Here is a 10,983-nt window from a genome sequence, read left to right as displayed (position 1 = left end):
TTACAGGAGCTGATTGTGAAAGACTTATTAAACTTTCTAAAAGCACAGCATAAGACCGAAGAATTTGATGCAATCAAAATCGGTCTATCTTCACCAGACATGATCCGTTCATGGTCTTTTGGTGAAGTTAAAAAACCTGAAACGATCAACTATCGTACGTTCAAACCTGAACGCGATGGTCTGTTCTGTGCGCGTATCTTTGGTCCAGTTAAAGACTACGAATGTCTTTGTGGTAAGTACAAGCGCCTGAAGCACCGTGGTGTTATCTGTGAGAAGTGTGGTGTAGAAGTTACACAAACTAAAGTTCGTCGTGACCGTATGGGCCACATTGAACTGGCTTCACCAGTAGCTCACATCTGGTTCCTAAAATCGCTACCGTCTCGTATCGGTCTACTGATGGATATCCCTCTACGTGATATCGAACGTGTTCTTTACTTCGAAATGTACGTAGTAACAGAACCAGGTATGACTGATCTAGAAAAAGGTCAGATGCTTACGGAAGAAGAGTATCTAGATCGTCTAGAAGAGTGGGGCGACGAGTTCACTGCTAAGATGGGTGCGGAAGCTATCAAGGACCTACTAGGTTCTATGGATATGCACGCTGAAGCAGAACAAATGCGTGAAGAGTTAGAGACAACAAACTCTGAAACTAAGCGTAAGAAAGTAACTAAGCGTCTTAAGCTGGTAGAAGCGTTCATCGCATCGGGTAACAACCCAGAGTGGATGATCCTAACAGTACTTCCAGTACTTCCGCCAGATCTACGTCCTCTAGTACCTCTAGATGGCGGTCGCTTTGCGACTTCTGATCTTAACGATCTATACCGTCGTGTGATCAACCGTAACAACCGTTTGAAGCGTCTTCTAGAGCTAGCTGCTCCGGACATCATCGTACGTAACGAAAAACGTATGCTGCAAGAGTCTGTTGATGCGCTACTAGATAACGGTCGTCGTGGTCGTGCGATCACAGGTTCTAACAAGCGTCCTCTGAAATCTCTTGCTGATATGATCAAGGGTAAACAAGGTCGTTTCCGTCAGAACCTTCTAGGTAAACGTGTAGACTACTCTGGCCGTTCTGTAATCACAGTAGGTCCATACCTTCGTCTACACCAGTGTGGTCTTCCTAAGAAGATGGCACTTGAGCTATTCAAACCATTCATCTACAGCAAGCTAGAGACTCGTGGTCTTGCGACTACAATCAAAGCTGCTAAGAAAATGGTAGAGCGTGAAGAAGCGGTCGTTTGGGATATCCTAGACGAAGTAATCCGTGAACACCCAGTACTATTGAACCGTGCACCGACACTTCACCGTCTCGGTATCCAGGCGTTCGAACCAGTACTAATCGAAGGTAAAGCGATTCAGCTACACCCACTTGTATGTGCGGCGTACAACGCGGACTTCGATGGTGACCAAATGGCGGTTCACGTACCTCTAACTCTAGAGGCACAGCTTGAAGCTCGTACTCTGATGATGTCGACAAACAACATTCTGTCGCCAGCGTCAGGTGATCCGATCATCGTACCTTCTCAGGACGTTGTATTGGGTCTGTACTACATGACTCGTGAAAAGATCAACGTGAAAGGTGAAGGCATGTACCTTTCTGGCCCAGAAGAGGCTGAGAAAGCATACCGCACTAAACAAGCTGAGCTTCACGCACGCGTTAAAGTACGTATTACAGAAACCGTTGTAGACGAAGACGGCAACAGCACTACAGAAACCAAGATGGTAGACACCACTGTTGGTCGTGCAATGCTATGGCAAATCGTGCCAGCTGGTCTACCGTACAGCATCGTTAACCAAAAGCTAGGTAAGAAGCAAATCTCTAACCTACTTAACGAGGCGTACCGTAAACTAGGTCTGAAAGACACTGTAATCTTCGCTGACCAAATCATGTACACCGGTTTCGCATACGCGGCACTTTCTGGTGTATCTGTTGGTATCGACGATATGGTTGTACCAGCAGCTAAGTACACTGAAATCGCAGAAGCGGAAGAAGAAGTACGTGAAATCCAGGAACAGTACCAATCAGGTCTTGTTACTGCGGGCGAACGCTACAACAAAGTTATCGATATCTGGGCATCGACCAACGACCGTGTTGCGAAAGCAATGATGGAAAACCTTTCATCTGAAACGGTAGTTAACCGTGACGGTGAAGAGGAACAGCAAGAGTCATTCAACAGCATCTACATGATGGCGGACTCGGGCGCTCGTGGTTCTGCAGCACAGATTCGTCAGCTTGCGGGTATGCGTGGTCTGATGGCGCGCCCAGATGGTTCAATCATCGAAACGCCGATCACGGCGAACTTTAAAGAAGGTCTAAACGTACTTCAGTACTTTATCTCAACGCACGGTGCTCGTAAGGGTCTTGCGGATACGGCACTGAAAACAGCGAACTCGGGTTACCTAACTCGTCGTCTAGTAGACGTTGCTCAAGACGTTGTTGTAACTGAACATGACTGTGGCACTCACGAAGGTGTTGACATGATGCCTCACATCGAGGGTGGTGATGTTAAAGTTGCACTTTCTGAGCTTGCTCTTGGTCGTGTTGTTGCTGAAGACGTACTAAAACCTGGCACTGAAGACGTTCTTATTCCACGTAACACCCTGATCGATGAGAAGTGGTGTCAAATCATGGAAGAGAACTCAGTAGACAGCATGAAAGTGCGCTCTGTAGTAACGTGTGATTCTGACTTCGGTTGTTGTGCACAGTGTTACGGTCGTGACCTAGCACGTGGCCACCTAGTGAACCAAGGTGAAGCAGTAGGTGTTATCGCTGCTCAGTCTATCGGTGAACCAGGTACACAGCTTACCATGCGTACGTTCCACATCGGTGGTGCGGCATCGACAGCAGCGGCAGAGAACAGTGTTCAAGTTAAGAACAACGGTTCTATCAAGCTACACAACGCTAAATCTGTACTAGCAGATGACGGTAAGATCGTTATCACTTCTCGTGCGACAGAGCTAACTATTATTGATGAGTTTGGTCGTACGAAAGAGAAACACAAACTGCCTTACGGTACGCTACTAAGCAAAGGCGATGGCGATACAGTTCAAGCTGGCGAAACAGTTGCAAACTGGGAAGCGCACACACTACCTATCATTACTGAGGTAGCAGGTCGAATCCAGTTTGTAGATATGATCGACGGCGTAACAGTATCTCGTCAAACTGATGACCTAACTGGTCTATCTTCAAGCGAAGTAACTGACCCAGCAGCTCGCCCTTCAGCAGGTAAAGATATGCGTCCAGCTATCAAACTTGTTGACGAGCAAGGTAACGATGTAATGATCCCTGGTACTGATATGCCAGCTCACTACTTCCTACCTGGTAAAGCGATTGTGAACATCGAAGATGGCGCAGCAGTAGGTGTTGGTGCGACACTAGCACGTATTCCTCAGAAGTCTGGCGGTAACAAAGATATCACCGGTGGTCTTCCACGAGTTGCTGACCTATTTGAAGCACGTAAGCCGAAAGAGCCTGCAATCCTTGCTGAGCACACAGGTACTGTGAGCTTCGGTAAAGAGACCAAAGGTAAACGTCGCTTAGTGATCACACGTGAAAGCGGTGAAGCTTACGAAGAGATGATTCCTAAGCATCGTCAGTTGAACGTATTCGAAGGTGAAAAAGTTGAACGTGGTGACGTGATCGCAGATGGTCCAGAGTCTCCACACGACATCCTACGTCTACGTGGCGTACACGCGGTAACGCAGTACATTGCTAACGAAGTACAGGAAGTTTACCGTCTACAAGGCGTTAAGATTAACGATAAGCACATTGAAACTATCGTTCGTCAGATGCTACGTAAGTGTACTATTACTCACTCTGGTGACTCTGAGTTCCTACCTGGTGAGCAGATTGAGTACTCACAAGTTAAGATTGCTAACCGTAACCTAGAAGCTGAAGGCAAAGAGCCTGCACGTTTCGAACGTGAACTACTAGGTATCACTAAAGCATCTCTAGCGACTGAGTCGTTCATCTCTGCGGCATCGTTCCAGGAGACAACTCGCGTACTAACAGAAGCAGCGGTTTCTGGTAAGCGTGATGACCTACGTGGTCTGAAAGAGAACGTAATTGTTGGTCGTCTGATCCCAGCTGGTACTGGTTTCGCATACCACCAAGAGCGTCAAGCTAAACGTTCTGAAGCGCAAGATGGTCCTTCTGCTGAGCAAGCAACGGACAACCTAGCGGCACTTCTAAACGCTGGTTTCTCTTCTGAAGAGTAAGCCATTTAACGAGTAATCGTTAGAAGCTTAAGAAAAAAGGCACCTTCGGGTGCCTTTTTAGTTTTTATCCTGCCTTTTTCTTCGAGAGGGTTCTTAGAGAAGGTAATAGTGATAAGGCTAGAAACAAAAAAGACCGACGATGATCGTCAGTCTTTTCTATCCTTCAGTCTCTGAATATTCGCAAACACTAAGCCCCTGGGGGCATAGACAGACTTTCTGCGATCTGCTGTATCAGATAGTCCTCGACTTCAAATCGAGTCTCAAGAATTTCGCCAATGAGACACATATCAGAATCGAAATCATCTAATTCATCATCTTCAGTAACTTCTGAGTACTTATCGTTAAAGTTCAATAGTGGTTCAGTTGTCAGGACTATTTGGCCATAAGTTTGATTGATCTCATTGGTCACGACAAAGCCAGTCGCTTTCCAGCGATCCATAACCATGTCATAGATTTTAAAATGGCCCTCGGAGATGTAATCAACGAGATGCTGACAGAAATCCTGCAATTCGGAAGGAGATGGGAGTTCAATAACATTGGTTTTCGAACAAGGTTGCAGTGCTGCAAGCTTACAATATTCAACAATCAGGGATTGTCTTGTCTCTAACCAGTGATCAATGACATCACTTGAGCCACCCCACTGGTCTTGTGTTTGTTTGAATTTTTTTAGCATGACCATGCCCTCATGATCTGATCGCCTGTTGGCGAACGTATCCTTTGCAAAGCAAAGTTAGTAAAGTTATTACAAACTCTTGTCCTTACTAGAATTTAGAGTGCGAATTTACTTAACGACAAACTCTAGTATGAAATTAGATTGCCAGTAAAATGAACGAACTTCAAGCAAAGGGATGGTGTAATGTTAAGAAAAGGTGATGTTAACCGCGCGATAAATGCATACTGGTGTGTTGTTGCAGGAAGTGAAATTTGGCTGGTGGATGGTGCTGTGCCTTTCGGGTCTGCAGAGCAGTTATCACTGCCTGAAGTGAGTGCAAGACCCATTGGTGAGTATTCTGGTTCGCCCGTCATGTGGCTTAATTTGTCTGATTTGGAGCATGATCTACCATTAGTCTCACTGCGTGACTGCCTGCATTTTCCTGAGCCATTATTTATGTTGTTAAGTAAAGCGGTTCAGTATGGGCACATGACGCAAAGTCTGCGTTTTTGCCCACAGTGCGGTGGAAGAAACTTTCTTAATAATAACCAGCTAGCTATGCAGTGTGGCGAATGCCGTACCCTCCATTATCCTCGAATATTTCCGTGTATTATCGTTGCTGTACGTAAAGAAAATCAGATCTTATTAGCCCAACATCCAAGGCATCGAAATGGTATGTATACGGTTATTGCTGGCTTCTTAGAAGTCGGTGAGACATTAGAAGAGTGTGTGGCTCGAGAAATTCATGAAGAAACGGGAATTCTCGTTAAAAATATTCGTTACTTTGGCAGCCAGCCTTGGGCTTTCCCATCGAGTATGATGATGGGATTTTTAGCTGACTATGAATCGGGAGAGTTAAGTCCAGACTACACTGAGTTATCTGATGCACAATGGTTTGGTATTGACGAGATGCCGCCTGTTGCGCCTAAAGGAACGATTGCAAGAGCGCTTATCGAACAAACGCTACAAGATATTGACTCTAATTATCTGATAAATAGATAAAAAAAAACCCTCCGAGAGGGAGGGGGTAAGTAAGATGTCGTTATGAGATGCTGAGTACTGGGTACTCAGTTTATAATTGTAGTTTTCGCTAGCGAACAAATTTTTAACACTGATACCGATTGGGTGCAAATTAAGCATTGATTTAAAAGTTAATAACTTGATCCAGGTTGCAAAGCACACAGCTATTGGACTTAAATCAGTGATAGAATACCCCCTTTCACAGAAAGCCTAACAGTTGGAATTACGGAATGACTGAATTAAAAAATGATCGTTATCTGCGTGCGCTTTTAAAAGAGCCTGTAGATTACACGCCAGTATGGATGATGCGCCAGGCAGGTCGTTACCTACCAGAATACAAAGCGACTCGTGCAGAAGCGGGTGATTTCATGTCTTTGTGTCGAAATGCAGAATTAGCATCCGAAGTGACACTTCAACCATTACGCCGTTTTCCTCTTGATGCTGCGATCTTATTCTCGGACATCTTAACGATTCCAGATGCCATGGGGCTTGGTTTGCGTTTTGCTGCGGGTGAAGGACCTGTTTTTGATAACCCAATTACATGCAAAGCTGACGTGGAAAAAATTGGTTTGCCAGATCCAGAAGGTGAACTGCAATATGTAATGAACGCAGTACGTCAGATCCGTAAAGACCTTAAGGGTGAAGTGCCGTTAATTGGCTTCTCTGGTAGCCCGTGGACTCTTGCTACGTACATGATCGAAGGTGGCAGTTCTAAAGCCTTCACCAAGATCAAGAAAATGATGTACGCGGAACCACAAACTCTGCACTTACTTCTAGATAAGCTGGCAGACAGCGTTATCGAGTACTTAAACGCGCAAATTAAAGCGGGTGCGCAATCGGTAATGGTATTTGACACATGGGGTGGCGTACTGACGCCTCGTGACTACAACCTGTTCTCACTGCAATACATGCACAAGATTGTAGATGGTCTGATTCGTGAAAACGATGGTCGTCGCGTGCCAGTCACACTGTTCACTAAGAATGGCGGTATGTGGCTTGAGCAAATCGCAGCAACGGGCTGTGATGCGGTTGGCCTAGACTGGACAATCAACATTGCAGACGCGAAGGCACGTATCGGTGATAAAGTGGCGCTGCAAGGTAACATGGACCCATCCATGCTTTACGCTTCACCAGAGCGTATCCGCGAAGAAGTAGCGGATATCCTAGAAGGCTTTGGTGATACGGGTACTGGTCATGTGTTCAACCTAGGCCATGGTATCCACTTGGATGTACCGCCAGAAAACGCAGGCGTATTTGTGGAAGCGGTACACGAGTTATCTAAGCCATACCACAAGTAAGTTAGATTTTTTGAAATCAAATGCCGGCATTCAGTGCCGGTATTTTTTTACCTAAAATTCAATTTTTTATCTGAAACTCAAGGCTGTACAGCTCTAGTAGTATTTGGCCTACTATGATCTAATTACTATTTAGTCTGTACGCTTATTTTTAATCTCATTATAAACAATAGCTTAGCGGTTTTTTTTGTGTGCTCATTTTCTTGTACAGATAAAAAAGTAATTAGATCATGGGTAACCTAAAGCATCGAGTGAACGCGTTTTTTAAGGTATGGCACGACGTCAGATTCAAACCAAGGATTCTTCTTTAACCACAATGTATTGCGTGGAGATGGGTGAGGGAGCGGGATAAAGTCCGGTTCCCAATCTTGCCATTGCTGAACAGTTTGCGTGAGCGTCTTTGGTTTGTTAGTGAGATAGTACTGCTGCGAGTACTGACCAATTAGTAGAGTGAGCTCTATATTGGGCAGCTGCTCAAGAATCTTTTTATGCCAAGTGGGCGCACATTCTTTACGAGGCGGTAAATCACCAGAGCTCCCTTTGCCTGGATAACAGAAGCCCATTGGGACAATGGCAATTTTATTTGGGTCGTAGAAAACGTCTTTGTCGATATCGAGCCATTGGCGTAATCGATCACCACTTGGGTCATTCCAAGGTATCGAGGTTTTGTGCACACGCGTCCCCGGCGCTTGTCCGATGATTAGGATGCGTGCGTCTTTTGCGGCTTGTACGACAGGGTTTGCACCCAAAGGTAAATCATCCGCGCAAATCTGACAGGCCCTCACTTGCTGCAATAGCTCGTCTAACGACATTCTTAGTAACCCTTTTCGAAATCCACTTGATAATTTAATGAAAACCCATCGCGCCAGCGTAGATAGTTCTCAGCAAAAATCTCGATGACTTGCTCGGGAAAACTCAGCGCAGCAATGTGTGGAGTGATGGTGACTTGCGGTAGTTTCCAAAACGGATGTTCTACCGATAACGGTTCTTGCTCAAACACATCTAAGAAGGCGTGTTCTACCCAACGGTTTTTCAGAGCGAAGAGCAACCCTGCCTCATCCAGTACGTCGCCACGACCTACGTTGAATAATAACGCCTTGTTTAGATGGCTGAGTGTTTGACGATTAAGTAACTGTTGCGTCTCCGGTGTACTTGGTAGGGTATTCACAACAATGTCGGCTTGTTCAAATGCCTTACTTAGTTCACTGATATGAAAGGTCTGATTAAATTCACCACCTGAGGTCGGAATACCTGTGCGGTTCATACCGATGGTTTTTATTCCCATTGCTTTAGCTGCGTTGCCCAAATAACACCCAATGCTACCAGTACCGAGAATCACCATGGTTTTACTTTGTAATGATGTATAGAGATGAGGCTGCCATCGTTTGTTTTGTTGTTGCTGGTGGTATCGGTTGAAGTGGCGGTAATGGGCAATACTGTACCCCAGCACATATTCGGCAATCAGTGGGCCAAAGATGCCTCGAACATTGGTCAGGGTGTAGTCCTGACGAAGGTTAGGTAGCATTAGTGCATTGACGCCGGCGAATGTCGATTGTACCCACCCAAGCTGTGAAAACTCGTCTAATCTATTGGATAGTAATGGCGGATCGGCAAGAACTATTTGAGCTTCCTCTGGCTTATCAGTGATGCTCAGATCTGGTAGCTTTCTCTCCGTCAATAACGTTTCGTAGGTGTCACGATGCTCTGAGAGCAGGAAAATCTGATTTGAATGCGGCATTAACTTTTTTCCCTGTGATGAATCAAGTACACTTTCGCTGTTTTTTTCTTCAATGATTGAGTGACTATGCTTAAGAATCCTCTTCAGGTTCGTTTAGAAAAACTAGAACCTTGGCAACAAATTACCTTTATGGCGTGTCTATGTGAACGCATGTATCCAAACTATGCGATGTTTTGTGAGAACACAGAATTTGCTGACCCGCGTGCTTACCGAGCGATTCTTGATAGTGTATGGGAAATTTTGACAGTTAAGAACGCGAAAATTAACTTCGAACGTCAATTAGAGAAGTTAGAAGAGTTGTTCCCAAGTGCGGATGAGTTCGATTTTTACGGGGTTTATCCAGCGATGGACGCGTGTCAGGGTTTGTCTACGTTACTGCATGGCCTATTGGACCGCGACTACCTTTTCGATTCAATGCTTAAAGTGAGCCAACAGTCGGTACAAACCGTTGCTGATCTAGAGCAAGCGCAAGGTGCAGAGCCAATCACCAACGACAATCAGAAAGAAAATGAAGCCGTATGTGAAGAATGGGACGTGCAGTGGGCTATTTTCCGTCCACTGCGTGAAGCGGTAGAGCGTGACATCAGCTTGATTAAAGATTTACGTGAAGAGTTACGTGAAGAAGGTGTGAGCAACATCGGTATCGCACTTTAATCGTTGAATAGATAGAAAAAAGGCATCCTAAATGGATGCCTTTTTGTTTGCGGCGTTTGAGCTGTTATGCCCAATGCTGATTACGATTCTTTAGAGTCTGGTTTTGTCACTTCTTGAGTTTCTGGCTCCTTGTGATGCTTCTCCAGTTCTTCCTCTTCTTCATCATCATCGCGGCTTTCGATTACGCCGTGCATTTCTTTCCAGCTTTCCCAGCGTTGGTAAGCCAGCTCTTGCATGTCGGTACTTTTATCCGCTTCATCGATGATTTCTTCACCCACGAGGTGTTCAAAAATATCCTCCAACGTCACCAAGCCTTGCACAGTACCGTATTCGTCAACGACAAGGGCTAGCTGTAGGCGATGAGTCATCATTTGGTCAAACACTTTCGGTAAAGTCGTGTTGTTTAGCACCACTTGAATCGGGCGCATGATTGCTCCCAGTTGTTTCTGTCCACAACCTGATTGTTGGAGTTTGAACAACTCAAGGCGGTGCACAAAACCAATGATGTTGTCTTTCTGCTCGCTATAAACCAATGGGCGTGAGAAAGGCGTATCCTTGTGTTTTTCTAGGAACTCATTGATGGTCATCGTGGCATCGATACGGAATACCACAGGACGTGGCGTCATAACCTGCGTTACAGGTACATCTTGGATGCCCAGCAGGTTGCTTAAGATTTTTGATTCACCCTCGGCAAATTCACCGCTTTCACGTGCCAGAATCGCCATTGCAGACAGTTCATCACGCATTTTCGGAGCTTCGTGGTTACGAGCAAGACGCTTGGTGATTTGCTCTGAAAACCATACGAATGGCGTTAGCGCCCATACCATCCAACGTAATGCGACTGCCGCGGTTGGCGCCAATTGACGCCAGTAAGTTGCGCCAATTGTTTTCGGTACGATTTCTGAAAGCACCAAGATCGCCAGTGTGAGCACTGCCGAAAAGATACCTAACGCTTCGCTACCAAATACCACCGCAGCTTGTGCACCAGCAGTGGCCGCGCCGATGGTATGAGCGATGGTATTTAGAGTTAGAATGGATGCCAATGGCCGGTCGATATCTGATTTTAGCTTAGCCAGTTGCCCAGCTGCGGGATGCCCCTGTTGATTGAGCTGCGCAATGTAGCTCGGACTGATACTCAGCAGTACCGCCTCCAGCACCGAACAGATAAACGAAATGCCGATTGCAATAGAGATATAAATGGATAACAGCAGCATAGTTGCCCTTGAATGTAGTTTGATAGTGGTTATTTGCAGCTATTATAACCGCAAAAGTGCCTTATAAATTGGTCCAAATACCTTGGAAAGCAAGGGTTTTCAGGGGGTATGTGGTAACAAATTGTGAGTTATTACTCATATTATGGCTAAAAGTACGTCAGAAAATCGAAAGATCGCTTACAAACCTTTGCC

The 10,983-nt window shown here is 45.5% G+C and carries 8 protein-coding genes; 4 read left to right on the top strand and 4 right to left on the bottom strand.

Features of this window, described 5'->3' with window-relative positions; genetic code table 11:
• Positions 1-15 precede the first annotated feature (15 nt).
• Positions 16-4,218: a DNA-directed RNA polymerase subunit beta' gene (gene rpoC / locus J8Z23_RS15245; RefSeq protein WP_005397277.1), complete on the top strand. Its 4,203-nt coding sequence runs from the start codon at positions 16-18 to the stop codon at positions 4,216-4,218.
• A 187-nt stretch (positions 4,219-4,405) separates the two neighbouring features.
• On the opposite strand, the gene J8Z23_RS15240 is transcribed toward rpoC, so the two are convergent.
• Positions 4,406-4,897 carry an Rsd/AlgQ family anti-sigma factor gene (locus J8Z23_RS15240; protein WP_031780615.1) on the bottom strand — a complete coding sequence of 164 codons (492 nt, stop codon included), beginning with the start codon at positions 4,895-4,897 and terminating at the stop codon, positions 4,406-4,408.
• 177 nt (positions 4,898-5,074) lie between these two features.
• Between J8Z23_RS15240 and nudC the strand changes: the two genes are divergently transcribed.
• Entirely contained in the window at positions 5,075-5,872 is a 798-nt protein-coding gene (nudC, locus tag J8Z23_RS15235) for an NAD(+) diphosphatase (protein WP_006743187.1), read from the top strand.
• Between the two features lie 248 nt (positions 5,873-6,120).
• Positions 6,121-7,188, top strand: coding sequence for a uroporphyrinogen decarboxylase (hemE, locus tag J8Z23_RS15230; RefSeq protein WP_006743188.1), 1,068 nt, complete (start codon positions 6,121-6,123; stop codon positions 7,186-7,188).
• Positions 7,189-7,424: 236 nt separating this feature from the next.
• On the opposite strand, the gene J8Z23_RS15225 is transcribed toward hemE, so the two are convergent.
• Positions 7,425-7,997, bottom strand: a complete 573-nt coding sequence (locus tag J8Z23_RS15225; protein WP_434634161.1) for a uracil-DNA glycosylase family protein — start codon at positions 7,995-7,997, stop codon at positions 7,425-7,427.
• A gap of 2 nt (positions 7,998-7,999) precedes the next feature.
• Entirely contained in the window at positions 8,000-8,923 is a 924-nt protein-coding gene (locus J8Z23_RS15220) for a D-2-hydroxyacid dehydrogenase (RefSeq protein WP_434634158.1), read from the bottom strand.
• A gap of 66 nt (positions 8,924-8,989) precedes the next feature.
• Here J8Z23_RS15220 and J8Z23_RS15215 point away from each other — a divergent pair, with 66 nt between their 5' ends.
• Positions 8,990-9,577, top strand: a complete 588-nt coding sequence (locus tag J8Z23_RS15215) for a YjaG family protein (RefSeq protein ID WP_005382520.1) — start codon at positions 8,990-8,992, stop codon at positions 9,575-9,577.
• An 80-nt stretch (positions 9,578-9,657) separates the two neighbouring features.
• On the opposite strand, the gene J8Z23_RS15210 is transcribed toward J8Z23_RS15215, so the two are convergent.
• A complete protein-coding gene (locus J8Z23_RS15210; protein ID WP_048625620.1) occupies positions 9,658-10,791 on the bottom strand; it encodes a hemolysin family protein in 1,134 nt (377 codons plus the stop codon).
• Positions 10,792-10,983 lie beyond the last annotated feature (192 nt).

Source organism: Vibrio sp. SCSIO 43086, from assembly GCF_051132235.1.
Classification (GTDB): Bacteria; Pseudomonadota; Gammaproteobacteria; order Enterobacterales; family Vibrionaceae; genus Vibrio; species Vibrio diabolicus.
The sequence above is the reverse complement of the archived record's forward strand: the minus strand, read 5'-3'. Positions and strand labels throughout refer to the sequence as shown.